The organism is Empedobacter brevis (assembly GCF_965118635.1).
Classification (GTDB): Bacteria; Bacteroidota; Bacteroidia; order Flavobacteriales; family Weeksellaceae; genus Empedobacter; species Empedobacter brevis_A.
In genome coordinates this window covers 48,800-68,523 of sequence record NZ_CBCPHV010000004.1, presented here as the reverse complement: position 1 = coordinate 68,523, position 19,724 = coordinate 48,800, and the positions used below count along the sequence as shown (strand labels likewise).

Sequence of the window (19,724 nt, the reverse complement as noted above, 5' to 3'; positions counted from 1 at the left end):
AAAGTTATTTTACCTCTTGCATTAATTTACGTATCAATGGAGAAATTAGGATTAAAATTACACCTGCTATAACAGCATATAAAGCGATTTCTTTATAACCTTCTGCATAAGCAAAAAGACGATCTAAGTTTGTTCCATTTTCGTTTGTAGATTTTGACATTCCTGCACCTATTATTCCTGCAACATATTGTCCGTATGCAGATGCTAAAAACCACATTCCCATCATCATTCCTTGTAAATTATGAGTTGATAATTTTGTCATAATTGATAATCCAATTGGTGACAAACATAATTCTCCGAAAGTAATAACTAACAATGCCAATGTAAAGAAATTTAATGAAGTGATTCCTTCTGCATTCGCAAAGAATTTTGTTGCAAATAAAACGTAATATCCTAATCCTAAAAGAATAAATCCTAATCCAAACTTAACAACTGTGTTAGGCTCTATTTTTCTCTTTGCTAACCAGATCCATAATAAACCTAATAATGGTGCAATTAATATAATAAAGAATGCTCCTCCTGAATTATTAACTCCATTTGGATCTAAGTTTAAACCTAATAAATTAGAATCAAGGTTTTTTGCGGCATAAATACTTAACGATCCTCCTGCTTGTTCGTAAATTCCCCAGAATAAGATAGAAAAAATAATAAATATAAGTGCTGCATATAATTTTTTACGCTCTTGTGCAGTTACTTTTGTCATTTCGTAAAATAAATATAACAAAGTAAGTGGACCTACAGTGTACATAAAATAGTCAGTATAATCTGTATTTTTTACCATTGCCATAATTAATGGAATTGATAAAATTGTACATACATAAACAGCTATTTCTTTCCATAAAGGAATTCTTTCTGTTTCTCCAGATGGTAATATTTTACGAGGTTGTAAACCAATTGGTCCTAAATGTCTTTTCGTAAAAAAGAAATTAATCAAACTGATTAACATTACAAATGCGGCCAAACCAAAGGCTACATTCCAACGATGTGCAACATCTATAAAATCTGTAAATAAATGTCCTTTACCAACTGCGATACAAATGTATCCACCAAGAAAAGCACCTAAATTAATCCCTGCATAAAAAAGAGAGAAACCTGCATCTGTTCTTTCGTCCCCTTTTTTGTACAATTCTCCAACCATTGTAGAAATATTTGGTTTGAAAAAACCTGTTCCTACAACTGTAAAAGACATTCCTAAGAAAAATAATGAATGTGGATCTGTTGCTAATAAGATACTTCCTAAAATCATTAATGATCCTCCCCAAAATAAAGATTTCCTAAATCCTAAAATCTTGTCAGCAAATAAACCTCCTACAAATGTAAAGGCATAAACAAATGCTTGTATAGCAGCATATTGCAAATTTGACTGGGCTTCTTCAAAATTCAATTGATCAATCATGAAGAATACTAACATTCCTCGCATTCCGTAGAAGCAAAATCTCTCCCACATTTCAGAAAAGAAAAGGCTCCATATTTGTTTTGGATATTTGCCTTTAAAATTCTGAATCTCCTCTAAAGTTAATTCTTTACTCATACTTTCTTTAACTAAGTGCTAATATATCTTTTTGATTTTCTTAGCAATCAACGAAAATAAAAAAAACCTCTGACAATGCAGAGGTTTTTTTTATTTAATATAAGGTTTTTATCAATTTCTAATATGAATTATTTCATTTATTGGCGTATTCTAATAAATCAAGCTTTTTTCTTACAAATTCTTCTTTATAAAGTTTGTCATTTTACGATAAAGCTGAATACGTGTATTCCCACCATATATTCCGTGATCTTTATCTGTATAAATAGCCATATCAAAATCTTTGTTTGCTTGTACCAAAGCTTCAGACAATTCGTATGTATTTTGTGGATGTACATTATCATCAGCAGAACCCGAAATTAATAAGAAATTACCTTTCAATTCATTTGCATAATTAATTGGTGAATTATCATCATAACCTGCTGCATTTTCTTCTGGAGTTCGCATAAAACGTTCTGTATAAACAGAATCATAATAACGCCAATTGGTTACTGGAGCAACTGCTATTGCAGCTTTGAAAACATCATTTCCTTTGAATAAAACATTCGAAGCCATGAAACCTCCGTAAGACCAACCCCAAATTCCGATACGAGATTTATCAACATAAGGTAATTTTCCAATCTCTTTGGCTGCAGCAATTTGATCTTCTACTTCATATTTACCCAATTGCAAATAAGTTTGTTTCTTAAAGGCTTCTCCCTTATATCCTGTTCCACGTCCATCAACACAAAAAACAATATAACCTTCTTGCGCCAACATCATGTGCCAATAATCATTCGAATTAAAATAAGCATTGTTCACATTCTGAGAACCAGGACCAGAATATTGATACATCAAAACAGGATATTTTTTAGTTGGATCAAAATCTTTTGGTTTTATAACATATGCATTCAACTCGTTTCCTTCGGCTGTTTTCAATACAAATAATTCTTTGGTTCCGATATTATCTGTATTCAATTTATTTTTCAAAGAAGCGTTTTCTACAATCACACCCAAATCTTTACCAGATTTAGATTCTACTAAACTGATTGTTTTTGGCGTTGTGATAGATGAAAAAGTATTGATGAAGTAAGTAAAATTCTTGCTGAACGCTGCCGAATTTGTACCATTATTTTTTGTCAACATGGTCGTCTTTTTACCATCTAAACTTACAGATGAAATTTGTCTTTCTGTCGAAATACGTTTTCCATTGTTCGAATTAGATTGATAATAAAGCGTTTTATTTACAGGATTATAACCATAATAATTCGTAATCTCCCAATCTCCTTTCGTTACTTGATTTATTAACTTTCCGTTGTCTGCATAATGGTAAATATGATTATTTCCATCGCGTTCAGAAGTCCATAGAAACGAATTATCTGCTAAAAATTCTAATGTCAAATTATCTGTTTCAATCCAAGCTTTGTTTGTTTCTGTAAACAACTTACTCACTTTTTTTGAATTGATATCGTAAAAAGATACATCGACATTATTCTGATGACGATTAGATGTAACAACTGCTAATAAATTTGCTTTGTTTGAGAACTTAATTTTTGTGATGTAATAATTCTGAACTCCACTTAAATCAACATTTGTTGTCGAATTATTTTTCGTGTCAAAAACATGTAAGGTTACAATAGAATTGTCTTGACCTGCTTTTGGATATTTGTATCTTAATTCTTTTGGATAAAGATTATTATGATAAATCGGAATATTAATCTCTTTCACTTTCGATTCGTCAAAACGAACATAAGCCAAAGAAGTTCCGTCTGCATTCCAATCAAAGTTTCTTACAAAACCAAACTCTTCTTCGTAAACCCAATCGTTAATCCCGTTGATGATATTATTCTTTTTACCATCAGTTGTAACTTGCGTTACTTTATTCGATTTTAAATCTTGAATATATAAATTGTTTTCATAAGCAAAAGCTACTTTAGAAGCATCTGGAGAAAACAAAGGTTCTTGAATTCCTTTTCCATCAAACAATAATACTTTCGATTTTGTTTGTGTATCATAAACCTCAAACTTTGCGGTAAAAGAATGACGATATATTTGATCAGAATTTGTTTGTAATAAAACATAACGCTCATCCGAACTAAATTCGTAACCTTCAAACATTCCAGGAACAATAACAATATCAGAAGATTGTCCTTTTTTCAATGTCGATTCATACGAACGTTTTACTAATCCGTCTTTCGTCAGAATTGTATAATTTTCTCCATCATTCAATGAATTTACACCATACAACGAATTTTCACGGTATTTACCGCCATATATCCCTTCAATAGTTATTTGTTGTGCATAAGAATAAGCGCCCATTGCTAGGACAGCTAAACTTAGAATAAATTTTTTCATATAAATTTCTAATCATGTGAGTTCAAACAATCAAATATAAACAATTCTATTTGCCGAAATAATACATTTGTTTGAATAATCTATTATAAATATCTCAACAAAAAGAAATAATATTTATATTTCTTTTTATAACCATTCAGAAATATTATAAATGACTCATTTTTTAAAAAAAGTTTATAAGTATATAAATAAATTTAAATCATTGTAATATAATGATTTATTAAATACAAATGATGTTTTTTTATTTTATGTCCTCTTTTGTCCACTTCTGTCCTTTAATATTTTTATCAATAATAGTTTTAAGTAAGTATTAAAACCTTAATAACCCTCTGTTTATAATGGATTCAATCAATCTAGAAAAATACTTCATTTTACTCTTGTTCGACCATCGTTCGACCTTTGTTCGAGAACTCTTCGACAAACCTTTGGAAAAGTGGAGCTTTTCTCGAATAATAGTCGAATAAAACACGAATAATCCTACTGTTAACTAATGTAAAATAACAATAGAAAAGGTGATAATATGATAAATAATCTAAATATTTATTATAATTAACAAAAATGATTTACCTACTAAATCGTTAAAAATTAATCAAAAAATAGAAGAAATACAGCATAACATACAAAACGTTTGTACTTTTGTATTAAATAAATTAGCCAAAATGAAGCATCAAGCAGTAGAAGGTTTTTCGAAATTATCAAAAGAAGGAAAAATTGAATGGGTTGTAAATGAATATTTGAATGGAGACGAATCTGCAATCAAAATATTGAAACAATATTGGAATGATGATGTAGATTTACAAAAACTGCACGACGAATTTTCAGAAAACACTGTTTCTAATTTCTATATGCCGTTTGGTTTAGCACCAAACTTCTTAATCAACAACGAATTATACGCTATTCCAATGGCAGTTGAAGAATCATCTGTTGTTGCAGCAGCTTCTAAAGCAGCTAAGTTTTGGCAAACACGAGGTGGTTTCAAAACAACTATTTTATCTACAATAAAATTAGGTCATGTGCATTTTATGTACGAAGGTGACAAAGAAAAATTGCAACATGCATTTGAAACAACCATTAAAAATCAATTAATCGAAACTACAAATGATATCACAAAAAATATGCGCGCGCGCGGTGGTGGTATTTTAGAGTTGGAGTTGATTGATAAAACAACTGATTTAGATAATTACTATCAAATAAAAGCTTCTTTCGAAACAATGGATTCAATGGGAGCGAACTTCATTAATTCTTGTTTAGAACAATTTGCAAGAACATTAAGAAACGAAATCGAAGAAGATTCTACCTTCACACAAGAAGAAAAAGATTCAGTTCAAATTGTGATGTGTATTCTATCGAATTATACACCAGATTGTATTGTTCGTGCAGAAGTTTCTTGTCCAATAGAACAATTAGCAGAAGGAAATGTAACAGCTGAAGAATTTGTTGAGAAGTTTTCTCGTGCAGTTCGCATTGCAGAAATAGAACCTTATCGTGCTACAACGCACAACAAAGGAATTATGAATGGAATTGATGCTGTTGTCATTGCTACTGGAAACGATTTCCGTGCTGTAGAAGCTTGTGCACACACATATGCTGCAAAAGATGGACAATATTCTTCGTTAACTCATTGCGAAGTAAAAGACGGAATTTTCCGCTTTTGGTTAGATTTACCAACTTCACTTGGAACAATTGGAGGATTAACAGCGTTGCATCCATTAGTAAAATTAGCTTTAGGAATTCTTGGAAAACCAAACGCAAAAGAATTAATGGGATTTGTTGCAGTTGCAGGATTAGCACAAAACTTTGGTGCATTACGTTCTTTGGTAACAACAGGAATTCAGAAAGGACATATGAAAATGCATTTGATGAATATCCTAAACCAATTGGAAGCAACAGAAGAAGAAAAGAAATATTTCGTTAATTATTTCAAAGATAAAACGGTTTCTCATCATAATGTTATCGAAGAATTTTGCAGATTGCGTGGTGTAAAAAACATCGAAGATATTCAAAAAGATAAATAACCTAACAAATGCGAATTTGGTCTGTTCATCCGAAATATCTCGATGCAAAAGGAATTGTAGCACTTTGGCGCGAAACTCTTTTGGCTAAAAATGTTTTGGAAGGCAAAACAAAAGGTTATAAAAATCATCCGCAATTAATTCGGTTCAAAGCTGTAGAAAAACCAGTAGAAGCAATTAATCAATATTTGGCAGAAGTTTGGGACGAAGCCACTAGAAGAGGTTATAATTTTGATCGAAATAAAATTGATTTTGATTTTCAACAAATTAAAATCGATGTTACAACAGGTCAAATACATTATGAATTCAACCATTTATTAAAGAAGTTAGAACAAAGAGATCCAGAACGATTCAAACAATTTGAACATCTCAAAATGATTGATTGCGCTGATATTTTTGATGTAAAAGAAGGAGATATAGAAAAATGGGAGATCATTTCTTAAAAGAATATTTTGCGAAAGCGAAAGAAAAACAAAAAGAACACAAAAAGTTTTTAGAGAAGTTAAAGAAAAAGCCACCTAAAAACTTGGATCAAAAAATGGAAGAAATTCACGAAGATGTTTTTAATCGTGTTGATTGTCTTTCTTGCGCGAATTGTTGCAAAACAACTGGTCCACTTTTTACACAAAAAGATATAGAACGTTTGGCACATGTTTTTCGTTTGAAACCAAGCCAATTTATTGATAAATATTTACGAATCGATGAAGACAATGATTATGTTTTACAACAATTGCCTTGTCCGTTTCTGGATAATGAAAATTATTGTTTAGTATATGAAGATCGCCCAAAAGCTTGTCGAGAATATCCGCATACAGATCGCAAGAAATTTTATCAAATCAATCATTTAACGCTAAAAAATACATTAATTTGTCCTGCAACTTATGAAGTTGTCGAACAAATGCAGAAAGAAATAAAAGTATAAATGGAAACACCTCTAAAAATAATCGCATTTATTATGTTGATATTTCCGACAATTTATCAAGGAATTGCTGGATTTAGAACCAAAGATGCTGCTGTTGTAAAAAAAATTGCTTGGCGCGCTGTTTTAATGCAAATTATGGGAACGCTTTTGGCTTATTTTATCTTCATAAAAATTGGTCAAGATAAGCAAGTTGCCATTTATGTTGGCTTTATGTTTTTTACATCGCTTGCAATTTTAGTGCTGATTCAAAACATTTTGATTTACTTAAAAAATAATAATAATAATTAAAAACGTCGCTCTGTGAGCGACGTTTTTAATTTATAATTGAGCTTCTATCATTCTAATTTTATCTGAATCTGAATTGGATTTTAGAACATATAAATAATCGTTTTCAAAATCGAATGTGAAAATTTTATGATTTTCATTTTCTATAATTTGCAGCAAATTCGTCAAATCAGCAAACGTATTATTATCATTTAGTTTGAATTTAATCCCAGATTTTTCAACATTATTTTTTTGCATTTTCTGGATTAATTCAGCATAACAAACTGCATCAGCTTTATTATAATTCACCTTTATAATTGTTGAATCATATTTATAGATTGGATTTTTCCAATAATTATAAACTCGATAAAGTGAACTATCTTCTTGTTGATCTAATTTTTGAGGAGTAACGAATACAAAACTTTTTGAAGAAAATTTATTCCTTTCGTTAATAATTTTTGCAAGGCAAAATATAGACAACACAATTAATATTGTCCATCTTATCACAACATCAGCTTTTATTGATTTTTCGATACTCATTAAGCTAATAAATTAACGTACTGTTCAGCTTTTTCTGTTAATTTCATTTTTATCTCATCATAATTCGAATCAAAAAAACTACGTAATCTGAATTTTGATTTTTTAGTTTGAATCGTTAAAATCTGACTTCGTTTGATACGTAAAATATCTTCTTCTTCGTACAAATAATAAATCGCACGATATGGAATTTCGTCTTTTTTGAAAATCGTTCTGATTTCGAAGGTTTCTTCTTTGAGTGTAAACAATGTTAGATTAAACGTTAAATCATATAAAATAGACATTGAAACTAGCAATGAAAGGATAAAAATACCAATTCGTAAAAAAGGTTCTTCTATGTAAAAACTTCCTCCAAACCAAAATGTTTTAACAAACATAAAGTTGATTATCATTAAAATTAAGAAAATGATAATTGGAATAATTGTTTGCCAACTAAGTTTTGATTTTACCATTGGATTGTGTTTCTACTAATTTACATTTTTTTGAGTTTTGATTTCAATTTTTTTTACAAATAAAAAAACCTCAGAAAATCTGAGGCTTCTTATATTAAAATGTTATGTTATAAAACTATGTTTATGCTGTTTAATTATATTCCAAGATTTATGCCAAATTGAATCATTTTGCGATTATCGAATGTATTACTTTTAAAATAATCATTAAAATCTTTTCTGATAAATACATTTATCAATCCCAAACCAACTGTTACTTCGGCTCCGTAGATAAAATTATTCACATTATAATTTCCTCGTTCTTTGTTGCGAACGCCAGAACCTTTGTAGATGTTATTCGACGACAAAAGAGTTCCTCCATACAAATAGGTTGCGATGTAATATCTTCCTTGCGGACGATAGGCAAAATCTTCGGCAATATTTCTCACTTTAGAAAAATTATATTTGAATCCGACAGGAACCATAAAATAGGCTGAACGTAATTTTGATTTATCTAATGATTTATCACTTTTTACTAATCCAACATTTCCGTTTTCATCGCGGTTAAAACGCATATCATCATCAATACGATATGTTCGCCATGAAAGTAATCCTCCTGCCAAGAAGTTAAAAGGACTTGTTAAGGATAATTGTCTTTCATAGATTAAACCAACTGTAAGATTGCTTGAGAATTTTTCGTGTTTATTTAATTCTGAATCTTTTTTTCCTGTGAATGTCATGTATCCAAAAGATCCATAACCATTTAGTTGATTGGCAATTCGATAACGTTTTGTAACATCTTGTTTCGTTTTTGGAGTTACAGGATCTTCGCCATTCATAATAGAAAATGCAACTTGTTGTTTGATAATATCATCTAAATTGAAATTCACTTCTTGAATGCGATCATTTATCGTTCCTGAATATACACTTGCAATAGCTTCTTTCTTCGCTGTAGCTTCGGAAATACTTAGTTTACCTTCTGCCAATTCTTTATCTATATCTGCAACTTTCTTTTCCATTGCAGATTTTTCTTCTTGAACTATTTGACGAATAACCAAAGTAAATTCATTGATACGATCTTTTACGATTGGACTTATTTTTTCATCATTTTTATCATTCAAATCAAATGTAAATTTCTGAGCATATAGAGATGTAGCCGAAAGGCATAATAATCCTGCTACGATAAGTTTTTTTATCATAATCTTGTTAATTTAGGCATATTAATGTTTATTTGAAACCGATAGAAACCACGCGCGATTGATTAGATTCTTTTAGATTTTCTTTATTTTCTATAGAATACAATAACATATTTGGATCTACATAATTCTTTTTCTTTTTGTTCACTTTTACAGAATCTAATGATGTTGTATTTGCAGCAATAGTTTTCTTTGATTGAACATTTAATTTTAGATCTTCTTTCTTTTCTGAAGTTGATTCTTTCTTATTAGGAAAAGCCATTTCTACTTGTTGAGATTCATCGTTTATTGCGACTTGAACTTTACCATGCTGAATCGGTTTTTTTTCTTCTTGTTGAACTTCAATTTCTTTTTTAGAAGAATCTATCTTTTCATTATTTGCAAACATCGATTCTGGAGAATGAACTGTATTAGAATCTAATTGAGTTTGTTGAGGATTATTTTGCTTTTGATTATTTACAAATTCTTTTGATTGCTCATCTTTCGATTGATTTGTGAATAAATAAATTGATGTAGAAATCGTAAAAAATGCAACAACCGCAGCAGATAACCACCATTTGAAGTTTGATTTCTGTGGTAAAGGTGCAACATCCATTCGAGCTTGAATTCGATCCCAAGCATCATGAGAAGGATTTAGTTCTCGATTTTCTAAATCGGTTTTTATATAATTTGATATTTTATCGTTGTTTTTCATTTGTCATTTTCTTTTTACTTAGAACAATTTCTCTCAGTTTTACCTTTGCACGAAACAATTGTGTTTTGCTTGTAGACACCGAAATATTCAACATTTCAGCAATTTCTTGGTGAGAAAAATCTTCGAGTATATGAAGATTAAAAACCAATCTATAAGGCTCTGAAAGTTGATCTAATACCTCTTGTACATTAAAGTTTAACCATGTTTCTTCTATTTCATCATCTGCATCATCATAGTTTGCAACTCTTACATCATCAACATAAATAAGTGTTTTATTTGCTCGCAAAAAAGTCAAACATTCATTAATCATTATTCGGCGCATCCAACCTTCGAAGCTTCCTTTATTTTGAAATTTCTCGATATGATTAAAAACTTTACAAAAGCCATTAATCATACAATCTTCTGCATAATGCATATCTTCTATGTAGCTTCTACAAACGCTCAACATCTTTTTAGAGCTTTGCTCGTAGAGTTCTTTTTGCGCCAAAGCATCGTTCTTTTTTAGTCTTTCGACCAGAACTTGCTCTTTACTTTTTCGATTTAGTACAAATAATTTCACGTGTGTTAATTGGTTTCTCTCTTAATAGACTCAAGGTTTATAAAAAGGTTACAGAAAATTAAACATTTTTTTCAAAATGATTTATAATAGAATGAAAAAAGCTCGTTAATAACGAGCTTTATATTGTTTTAAATTGATTAACTAAATTTATTTTACGAACGAATCTTTATTCAATTCATATAATATTTTAAGACCTTTTATGGTGTGTAAACGATCATCAATATCAATTTTATTTGTCAATGATTTGTAAACTCCGCCAACTCCTCCGGTAGAAATTACATAACATTGTTCTCCTTCTTCTGTATTGATGCGATCAATCATTCCTTCTACCATACTCAAAAAGCCATAAACCATTCCTGATTGCATACAAGATTCTGTATCTAATCCTAAAACTGTTTTAGGAGCTTTTAATTCTATTGTTGGTAACTGAGCTGTTTCTCCCACCAAAGAATTTAAGGCTGTGATAATTCCAGGAGCAATTACAACTCCGCCCACAGTTCCTTGTTCGTCAAGTCCTAAAAAAGTAAGTGCAGTTCCAAAATCAATAACAATTTTTTTGCCTGGATAATTTTGATAATGAGCAGCTACAGCATTGGCATATAAATCGGTTCCCATTTGGTTTGACTTATGTTTAATTGCCGATGGTGTATTACGATCCACAACCATTGGTTTGAATTTGTGAATTTTTTGTAAAGCAATTTTAACGCTCGCTGTGAGTGGCGGCACAACTGAACCAATTACAATATCGGTGATATCATCTTTCTCAATCCCAAAAGGCTCATAGATGTTAGAGAATTTTGCATAAAACTCGTATTCGGTACGATAAGGTTTTGTGTTGATTGTCCAAGTAATAATCTCCGTTTCGCTTTTGAAAACTGCGAAACGAAGATTAGTATTTCCTATATTTACTGCTAATAACATTATTTTGTAAATACGTTATTTTTATCATTTACATCTGCCAAACGTTTTGTTGGATCGATTGTAACTTGTTTAATTTCTTTAGAAACTTTAACATCATATGTTGGTTTCGTCCAGAACCAATCTTCTAAAATCGTTCTTTTCGCTCCTTGATATTCTAATAAATTTTCTGCTGGTTTTTCTCCACGCATTTCACGTAAAGGAATATAAAATAACTCTTTCGAACCATCTGTATATTCTACCAATAAATCAATTGGCATTGCAAAATCTGATTTATTTGCAATTGTAATTGTATTTCCGTTTACTGCTTCTATAGCATAATCTATTTTTCGTGTTGTATTGATAAATAAATTGAAATACCATTTAAGATTAATTCCAGAAACTTCTTCGGCAACACGTTTGAAATCATTTCCTGAAGGATGTTTAAATTTCCATTGTTTATAGAATTCTAAAAATGTTTTGTTCAAATTATCATTCCCAATAATATATCCCAATTGAATTGCTAAAACTTGTCCTTTGTAGTAAGCTTCCAAAGAATAAGCATAGTTTGTATTGTAATAATCGGCCAATAAACTTGCTGGTTCTTCTTTTCCTGAAAGTGCTAATGCAATATAACCTTTGTAAGCATCTGGATTTGGATTAGATGGCATTACTTTTAATTTTTCTACAACATTTAGATGCGCCATTTGCTCTACATATGATGTAAAACCTTCGTCGAACCATTCGTTATACGTTTCATTGATTCCGAATAATTGTTGGTACCAAGAATGTGCTGCTTCGTGAAAAATAGTACCGATTAAGCTGTTTAAATTGCTACCTCCAGCAATTAAAGTTGCTGTTCCGTATTCCATTCCACCATCACCTCCTTGAATAATCGAATATGTTTTCCAAGGATATTCGCCAAAATGTTCAGAATTATAATCAAAGAAACCTAAAGCATAAGGCATTGCTTGTCTCCAAGCAGAAGATTTATCATTCTCTTGATAAACTAAATAAACATCTACACCATGTTTTGATTTTGCATGTTCTACGACAAATTCTTTATCTGCAGCCCAAACGAAATCGTGAATATTTTCTGCTTTGAAATTCCAAGCTACTTTTCCATTTTTTGCTTTGATTGTAGGATTCTTTACATAACCTTTTACATTATTTGGATTTTGTAATTCTCCTGAAGCTCCAACAACATAATCTTTATCAATATTAATTGTCACATCAAAATTACCAAAAGGAGCAAAAAATTCACGTCCAACATATTCATCTAAATGCCAACCTTCTGTATCGAATTCAGCCATTTTTGGATACCATTGTGCCATAGAAAATTCTACACCATCTTTAGAATTTCGTCCAGAACGACGAATTTGTTCAGGAACTTGTGCATTCCAAACCATATCGAAAGTAGAAGTTTGTCCTTCTGCAATTGGTTTTGCTAATGTAACTTCTAAAATTGTTCCGTCTACTTTATAAGAAACAGCTTTACCGTCTTGTTTAAGAGAAATTATTTTTTGATAACCAATTTGATCTGGTTTCAATTCAGAAATACGACTTACAAATTTTGGATTTTCTTTTGTTCCAATATTCGTTGCCATTCTTTTATCAGGATCTGGAATGTTTTGTAAACGATTGTCCATCATACTTCCTGGTTGAAAAGCATTAAAATATAAATGGAAATAAACTTTGTTCAAGTTTTGACCTGAATTGTTCGTATATTTTAATTGCATTTTTCCATCATATTGATACGATTTTTCTTTCATATCAACATCAATTTTATAATCTACCTTTTGTTGCCAATAACCTTTGCGCTGAGCAAATGCAAATTGAACCAAACAAATGCAAATTAATAGAGTAAATTTTCTCATTTCTAACTAATCATTAAACTTTAATTTCAAAAATACGAAAAAGCTTGGAACAAGTCAGTTTTGTTTCAAGCTTTTGAAAATTTTAAAAATTTAAAATTTCATATCTTTAATTCATCAATAGAAAAGTATAGAAAATGAAATTCATTCAATTCGTTTATGCATCTATTTTATTTGTTTTTATTTCTTGTAGCGCACAGGAAAATAATAAAAACATATTAAGCTATAACATTGACTTAGAAATATTAAATAATACATTACATATTTCAACAATCATTCAAGCACAAAAATCTTTTGAAAACAATCTTGCTTTCAAACTTGATAAAAGTTTAATGATAAAAGAAAGTCAATATTACTCAATAGATCGTACTAATCCTGAATTCAACATATTAAAAATTAAGAATAGTAAAAACAATAAAATTTTTAAGATAGATTATTATAAAAATTTTGATATAAAAGAAGATGATATAAAAGGTATACATTTTATAGATAATCAATTGATTCCAATAAAAATGACAGATTATTTTGAATCTTTAAATTATAAAATAAAAATTAGGAATAAAAGTAATTTATACTATTATACAAATGGTTTGGAATGTAAACAATGTACTTCAGATAAACTTTCTTTTGTTATTTCAAAAGAAAAATTTACTTCGTATAAAAACCAAAAGATTAAAATAATTTATCAAAATCAGAATGACAAAAAAATTGACTACATATACAATACTTCTAACGATATATTGAAATATTATAATCATATATTCAAAAATGACAAGATTGATGATTTAACTATCTATATAAATGATTATTATAATTATTCATTTTTTTCATCCAAAAATTTTATAAGCATTCAAAACATTGATAATGAAAAAGGAAATTTATATTTATTATGTCATGAAATTGCTCATAAATGGTTTTCAAAATCAAAAAATATCAATTCTAATCCTAATGCTTTTTTAAATGAAGGTTTTGCCGAATATTTATCATATATGTATTATAGATATAAATATGGAAATACTGAATTTGAAAATCTTATCAAAAGAAAACAACAAGAAATTAATAGTTTAGGTATTTCAAATAAGGAAATATCAGCGATTAATAAAAAAATGGATGACAAAATAAGAGAAAAATTACTGTATGTTAAAGGAGCTTTAATTTGTTATGAAATAGAAAAAAATCTGGGCGAAGATGAATTTATTATTTTCTTAAATAAAATGAATGATTTTGAAATATCAAACCTAGAAGAGTTTCTCACTTTAATAAAAGATGATTATGGAATATCTCTCTACGATAATATAAAACACATTTTATAAATCTCAATTTTTATGGTAAATAAAAAAGCTCGTGTCAATTAATTAACACGAGCTTTTTAAATAATAAATAATAAAAAACTATAGAATAATCATTCTACAATTACCACATTGGCGTTTGTAAAAATGATGATAATATTCCTGGAAAAATTCCCATTACAATTAAGATTAACATTCCGATAATTAAAAGGAAATTTGTTAATCCATCTTGTGTTTTTAATTTGTTTTTACCTTTTTTGAAATACATGTAGTTGATAACTTTGAAGTAATAATACATACTCAAAACTGCCATAACCAATCCTATTACAATCAAAAATAAATTTTTATCGTTTGTTCCTCCAATGCTCAACGCCATAAATTTCGCGAAGAATCCTCCTGTTAATGGAATACCTGCTAATGAAATCAAGGAAATTGTCATTGCTGCAGCCAAAACTGGATTTGCTTTTCCTAAACCAATAAAACTTTCGAATTTTGGATTTTTGAATTGATCTATTGTATAGAAAATAATGAAATTCGCAACCGAATAAGCAATCGTATAGAACATTAATGCTTCTTTGGAAGCTGAATTAATATTAAACAATACAAATAGCATAAAACCTGCTTGTGCAATTGATGAATAAGCCATCAAACGTTTTACAGATTTTTGAGAAACGGCTCCGAAGTTTCCGATAAATAACGTCAAAATAATAATTGATGCGAATAATAAACGGTAATATTCGGCATATTCTACATTTGTTGGGAATGATTTTAGAACTAAAATAAATCCTAAAAATGATCCACCTTTTATAATTGTTGACATAAATGATGTAAACACCGTTGGTGTTCCATCGTAAACGTCTGGTGTCCATGCATGAAAAGGTGCGGCAGAAACTTTGAAACAAAATGCGAAGATGACTAAACTCCATCCTGCGTAATAAATTGTTTCGAAATCTTTGTTATAGTTTACCAATTGATCTACCATAAAAGTTCCTGTTGCGCCATATAAAAATGTTACACCCAACATCAAAATTCCTGTTGAGAAAGCTCCCATCAAGAAATATTTTACAGATGCTTCTGTACTTTTAAGACTCTCTTTGTTTGTTCCTGCAATAATGTACATTGGAATTGACATTAATTCTATTCCTAAGAACATAATTACCAAGTTGTGGAATTGTGCTAAAACAGCGATTCCTGTAAAAGAGAAGAAAATTAAAGCGTAATATTCTGCTACATGTTTTCCTACTTTGCCAAACGAATCTTTGTTCAACAATAAGTAAAAAATTGCTAATGCTGCTAATGCGATAAAGAACGAAACACCGTAAAGCGATTGTCCTATCATGTTATCGAATTTTCCTGCAAACATTGAACAACCTTTCAATTCAAAAATTCCTCCTATAATCATTCCGAAAAACAGAACAACAGAAAGTATATTTAAGGCACGATTATTTTTGATGTAGAATCCACTAAACATCAAAATAATACCTGAAAGTGCTGATAAAATAATCGTATTCATATCTATTTATTCAAAAATGATTTAATGTGCTAATAAGTTAAAAATTGGTGTTGGATAAACTCCTAAAATAATCACAATGATTGCAATTACTGATAAAACTGCTATTGGTCCAAAACCTCCTTTTTGCGCATCTTTTTGTTTGATGTTTTTCACTTCTCCAAATAATAATGCACTTGATAATCTTAATGTATAAACGGCAGATAAAATAACACCTAAACAAGCTACAACACATAAAACTGGATTGTGTGTAAATAATGCTGAAAGCATCATAAATTCTCCGATGAATGAACTTGTTAATGGTAATGCTACATTTGCTAAACCGAATAGCATGAATAAGATCGATAAAGTTGGATCAACTTTGGCTAAACCTCCAATTGATTTGATATCTGTTAAATGATATTTTCTTTCCATAATATCAACACATAACCATAATCCTAATACGACTAAACCATGTGAAAACATTTGGAAATATGCTCCTGTTACTCCATTTGCTAATTCTGAAAATAATGAAACAAAGATTAATGCTAAGTGAGCAATCGAGCTATAAGCAATAATTTTCTTTACATTTTTTGTACTTAAAGCAATTAAGGAAGCATAAACTAATCCGAAAATTGCGATGTAAGTAAAGTATTTGAACAATTCTGAAATTGTTGGAAACATTCCTAAATACCAAGTAACTACAGCGAATAATCCCATTTTTGCCATTAATGCTGAAAGTACAACTGTTAATGGAGTTGGAGATGTTTTGTAAATTGTTGGTTGCCAAGTATGAAATGGAAAGATTGGAATTTTAATCACAAAAGCGATTAAGAATAACAATGCCAACGCTGTATTTGTTGAATAATTAGGTCCTGTAACTTGTACAATATCTGTTAATAAAAACGATGTTGGTTGTAAGAAAAATCCGATGTAAATAATTCCTCCTAACATAAACATCGATCCTAAAATCGTGTACAAGAAGAATGTCATATTTGCACGAATTTTGTCTTTTCCAATTCCGAATAATCCAATTAAGAAATAAACAGGAATAAGAACAATTTCCCAGAAGAAATAGAATAAAATTAAGTCTTCTGCTAGGAAAACTCCGTTCAATCCTGCTAAAGTGATTAACAATAATCCGTAGAATGTATTGTTATATTTTTGTTTTGTTGTTGATAAATAAACAAAAAGAGCTAAGTAAGTAAGGTTGGTTAATAAAATCATTAATCCTCCCAAACCTTGAACATTTAAAGCGAAATAAGTTTTAACGCTGTTGAAATTGAACCATTGTGTTTGATACGTTAACTCATTATTTCCACCTTTGCAAGTGATAAAGAAGTATAACGCCAACAATGCTCCACCAACGAATGCTCCTAACCATCTTTGTGGTTTTTGATCTTTCATTAATAGCATAAAAATTCCTACTATTAATGGTAAAATGATAAATAAAGATAAAAGCATTACTAACTTATTTTGAAATTAAATACCCCATAAAAAAGATTGCTATACCTGCTACGATTCCTACAACCATTAGCATAATATAGAATCCTACATTTCCGTTTTGTAGTTGACGTACATTTTTTGATGCACGACCAGAAACAGTTCCAACTCCTGAAACAAAAGCTGCAATTCCTGCTTTCTCTACATATTTTTTCAAGACATCTCCTAATTCGAACAATGGTTTTACAATTGCATTGTCATATAATTCGTCGATGTACCATTTGTTTTCAAAGAATTTTGCAATTCCAGTAGCTTCTTCATCTACATGATTTGTGTATTTCTTAATTGCATAATAAATTGCTCCAAGCACACAAATTAATAAAGCTCCCATCATCATCCATTCTGTTGCATGAGAAACATGATGATCTTCACCGATAGAAACAACTCCACTTAATAAAGTTTGAAGTTTATGTCCGTCTTGCATAAACAATGCTGGAATTCCAATATAACCTGCAATAATAGAAAGAACTGCTAAAATAATTAATGGAATTGTCATTGCTGCTGGACTTTCGTGAGGATGAGCATCTTTATCTCTTAAATCTCCTAAGAAAGTCATTGCATATAAACGGAACATATAGAATGCTGTCATCACAGAAACAATAAATCCTATTCCGTATACGATTGGATTAGAAACAAACATTCCTAATAACATTTCGTCTTTCGAGAAGAATCCTGATAAACCTGGAATACCAGCAATAGCTAAACATCCTATCAAGAAAGTGATATGTGTAATTTTCATGTATTTACCCAAACCTCCCATTTTGCGCATATCTTGTTCGTGGTGCATTCCGTGAATTACAGAACCAGCTCCTAAGAATAATAATGCTTTGAAGAACGCGTGCGTAATTACATGGAAAACTGCTGCAATATAAGCTCCAGATCCAATTGCCGCGAACATTAATCCTAATTGAGAAACAGTAGAATAAGCCAATACTTTTTTGATATCATTTTGGCGCATTGCAATAGTTGCTGTAACAAATGCTGTTGCAATTCCTACGTACTGAATTATTTCTAATGTAATTGGCGCTGCCGAAAATAATTCGTTGCAACGTGTAATCATAAAAATACCTGCCGTTACCATTGTTGCTGCGTGGATAAGCGCTGAAACTGGTGTTGGTCCTGCCATTGCATCTGGTAACCATGTAAACAATGGTAATTGAGCCGATTTACCTGTTGCTGCTAAGAATAACAATAATGTAATTCCTGTTAAAACAAAACCTGTAAATGCAGAAGGATCAATTGCTAATTGATGAAATACTTTTACATATTCTAATGTTCCAAATTCCTTGAATATCCAAAACATCGCTAATAAGAATCCAACGTCACCAATACGGTTCATGATGAAAGCTTTCTTTGCTGCTTTGATATATTCTGGATTTGTAAACCAGAATCCAATTAATAAGAATGAACATAATCCAACTCCTTCCCATCCAATAAACATCATTACAAAGTTGTTTCCCATAACAAGAATCAACATAAAGAAGATGAATAGATTTAAGTAAGAAAAGAATTTTGCAAATCCTTTGTCTTCGCTCATGTAAGCTGAACTGTACACGTGAATTAGAAATCCAACTCCTGTAATAATTAACAAGAACAAACTCGTTAATGCATCAATCTGAAATGCAAACGGAACTTGTAAAGTTGGAATATTGATAATATCAAATGCTTTAAAAATTAATGGTTGCGCATCTGTTCCTGATGGAACTGTCATAAAAACCATTATTGATAAAATGAAACTTGCTAAAACTGCTCCACTTCCTATGAAAGTAACTAAGCTTTTAGAAAGTACATTTCGTCCTAAACCGTTAATTAAAAATCCGATGAATGGAATCAAAGGAATTAACCATATATACTGCTCCATTCTTAACCTTTTAAACGATTTAACACATTAATATCTACCGAGTATACTTTGCGGAACAATAAGATTATCACTGATAATCCTACAGCAACCTCAGCAGCAGCTACAACCATAATAAAGAATACTAAAAGTTGTGCATCTGTTCCTTTTTCTAATGCTGGATTTGCATGATAGTGCATTTTTGAGAACGCTACTAACAACAAATTCACAGAATTTAACATCAATTCTATACACATAAAAATGACAATCGCATTGCGACGTAGCATAACACCTGCCATTCCTATCCCGAATAGGATTAATGATAAAGTAATATAATAACTGATTGGTAACATCTTTTACT

General features: G+C 30.1%; 18 protein-coding genes. 5 read left to right on the top strand and 13 right to left on the bottom strand.

Annotation, left to right across the window (positions count from 1 at the left end):
- Nucleotides 1-4: 4 nt before the first annotated feature.
- Nucleotides 5-1,531 carry a peptide MFS transporter gene (locus tag ACMHJW_RS06690; protein ID WP_413532640.1) on the bottom strand — a complete coding sequence of 509 codons (1,527 nt, stop codon included), beginning with the start codon at nt 1,529-1,531 and terminating at the stop codon, nt 5-7.
- 171 nt (nt 1,532-1,702) lie between these two features.
- On the bottom strand, nt 1,703-3,862 hold the full coding sequence (locus tag ACMHJW_RS06685; protein ID WP_413532639.1) for a S9 family peptidase: 2,160 nt from the start codon (nt 3,860-3,862) through the stop codon (nt 1,703-1,705).
- A gap of 659 nt (nt 3,863-4,521) precedes the next feature.
- Between ACMHJW_RS06685 and ACMHJW_RS06680 the strand changes: the two genes are divergently transcribed.
- Genes ACMHJW_RS06680 through ACMHJW_RS06665 form a run of 4 tightly spaced genes read left to right on the top strand, consistent with a single transcriptional unit; the run spans nt 4,522 to nt 7,084 of the window.
- The gene (locus tag ACMHJW_RS06680) at nt 4,522-5,877 is read left to right on the top strand and encodes a hydroxymethylglutaryl-CoA reductase, degradative (RefSeq protein WP_413532638.1); all 1,356 of its coding nucleotides are present in this window, start codon (nt 4,522-4,524) and stop codon (nt 5,875-5,877) included.
- 8 nt (nt 5,878-5,885) lie between these two features.
- Complete coding sequence (locus ACMHJW_RS06675; RefSeq protein WP_413532637.1) at nt 5,886-6,317, top strand: pyrimidine dimer DNA glycosylase/endonuclease V; 432 nt, start codon at nt 5,886-5,888, stop codon at nt 6,315-6,317.
- Nucleotides 6,299-6,796, top strand: coding sequence for a YkgJ family cysteine cluster protein (locus ACMHJW_RS06670; RefSeq protein ID WP_413532636.1), 498 nt, complete (start codon nt 6,299-6,301; stop codon nt 6,794-6,796). Before ACMHJW_RS06675 ends, ACMHJW_RS06670 begins: the two co-directional genes overlap by 19 nt.
- Entirely contained in the window at nt 6,797-7,084 is a 288-nt protein-coding gene (locus tag ACMHJW_RS06665; protein ID WP_413532635.1) for a hypothetical protein, read from the top strand. It begins immediately after the preceding gene.
- Between the two features lie 30 nt (nt 7,085-7,114).
- Here ACMHJW_RS06665 and ACMHJW_RS06660 read toward each other — a convergent pair whose 3' ends face one another.
- The 7 genes from ACMHJW_RS06660 to ACMHJW_RS06630 all read right to left on the bottom strand — a co-directional run bounded on the left by ACMHJW_RS06660 (nt 7,115) and on the right by ACMHJW_RS06630 (nt 13,248).
- A complete protein-coding gene (locus ACMHJW_RS06660; protein ID WP_413532634.1) occupies nt 7,115-7,600 on the bottom strand; it encodes a hypothetical protein in 486 nt (161 codons plus the stop codon).
- The gene (locus ACMHJW_RS06655) at nt 7,600-8,049 is read right to left on the bottom strand and encodes a hypothetical protein (protein WP_413532633.1); all 450 of its coding nucleotides are present in this window, start codon (nt 8,047-8,049) and stop codon (nt 7,600-7,602) included. Before ACMHJW_RS06655 ends, ACMHJW_RS06660 begins: the two co-directional genes overlap by 1 nt.
- 134 nt (nt 8,050-8,183) lie before the next feature.
- On the bottom strand, nt 8,184-9,224 hold the full coding sequence (locus ACMHJW_RS06650; protein WP_413532632.1) for a PorT family protein: 1,041 nt from the start codon (nt 9,222-9,224) through the stop codon (nt 8,184-8,186).
- Nucleotides 9,225-9,252: 28 nt separating this feature from the next.
- The gene (locus ACMHJW_RS06645) at nt 9,253-9,915 is read right to left on the bottom strand and encodes a hypothetical protein (RefSeq protein ID WP_413532631.1); all 663 of its coding nucleotides are present in this window, start codon (nt 9,913-9,915) and stop codon (nt 9,253-9,255) included.
- Entirely contained in the window at nt 9,899-10,474 is a 576-nt protein-coding gene (locus ACMHJW_RS06640; protein ID WP_413532630.1) for an RNA polymerase sigma factor, read from the bottom strand. Before ACMHJW_RS06640 ends, ACMHJW_RS06645 begins: the two co-directional genes overlap by 17 nt.
- 147 nt (nt 10,475-10,621) lie before the next feature.
- On the bottom strand, nt 10,622-11,395 hold the full coding sequence (locus ACMHJW_RS06635) for a type III pantothenate kinase (RefSeq protein ID WP_413532629.1): 774 nt from the start codon (nt 11,393-11,395) through the stop codon (nt 10,622-10,624).
- Nucleotides 11,395-13,248, bottom strand: coding sequence for a M1 family metallopeptidase (locus ACMHJW_RS06630; protein ID WP_413532628.1), 1,854 nt, complete (start codon nt 13,246-13,248; stop codon nt 11,395-11,397). The genes ACMHJW_RS06635 and ACMHJW_RS06630 overlap by 1 nt, the downstream gene beginning before the upstream one ends.
- Nucleotides 13,249-13,382: 134 nt before the next feature.
- Between ACMHJW_RS06630 and ACMHJW_RS06625 the strand changes: the two genes are divergently transcribed.
- The gene (locus tag ACMHJW_RS06625; protein ID WP_413532627.1) at nt 13,383-14,558 is read left to right on the top strand and encodes a M1 family aminopeptidase; all 1,176 of its coding nucleotides are present in this window, start codon (nt 13,383-13,385) and stop codon (nt 14,556-14,558) included.
- 100 nt (nt 14,559-14,658) lie between these two features.
- On the opposite strand, the gene ACMHJW_RS06620 is transcribed toward ACMHJW_RS06625, so the two are convergent.
- Genes ACMHJW_RS06620 through nuoK form a run of 4 tightly spaced genes read right to left on the bottom strand, consistent with a single transcriptional unit; the run spans nt 14,659 to nt 19,716 of the window.
- Nucleotides 14,659-16,047, bottom strand: coding sequence for an NADH-quinone oxidoreductase subunit N (locus ACMHJW_RS06620; RefSeq protein ID WP_413532626.1), 1,389 nt, complete (start codon nt 16,045-16,047; stop codon nt 14,659-14,661).
- Nucleotides 16,048-16,068: 21 nt separating this feature from the next.
- Nucleotides 16,069-17,487, bottom strand: coding sequence for a complex I subunit 4 family protein (locus ACMHJW_RS06615; protein WP_413532625.1), 1,419 nt, complete (start codon nt 17,485-17,487; stop codon nt 16,069-16,071).
- A 7-nt stretch (nt 17,488-17,494) separates the two neighbouring features.
- The gene (nuoL, locus tag ACMHJW_RS06610; protein WP_413532624.1) at nt 17,495-19,387 is read right to left on the bottom strand and encodes an NADH-quinone oxidoreductase subunit L; all 1,893 of its coding nucleotides are present in this window, start codon (nt 19,385-19,387) and stop codon (nt 17,495-17,497) included.
- 2 nt (nt 19,388-19,389) lie between these two features.
- On the bottom strand, nt 19,390-19,716 hold the full coding sequence (nuoK, locus tag ACMHJW_RS06605; protein ID WP_219034517.1) for an NADH-quinone oxidoreductase subunit NuoK: 327 nt from the start codon (nt 19,714-19,716) through the stop codon (nt 19,390-19,392).
- Nucleotides 19,717-19,724: the final 8 nt, after the last annotated feature.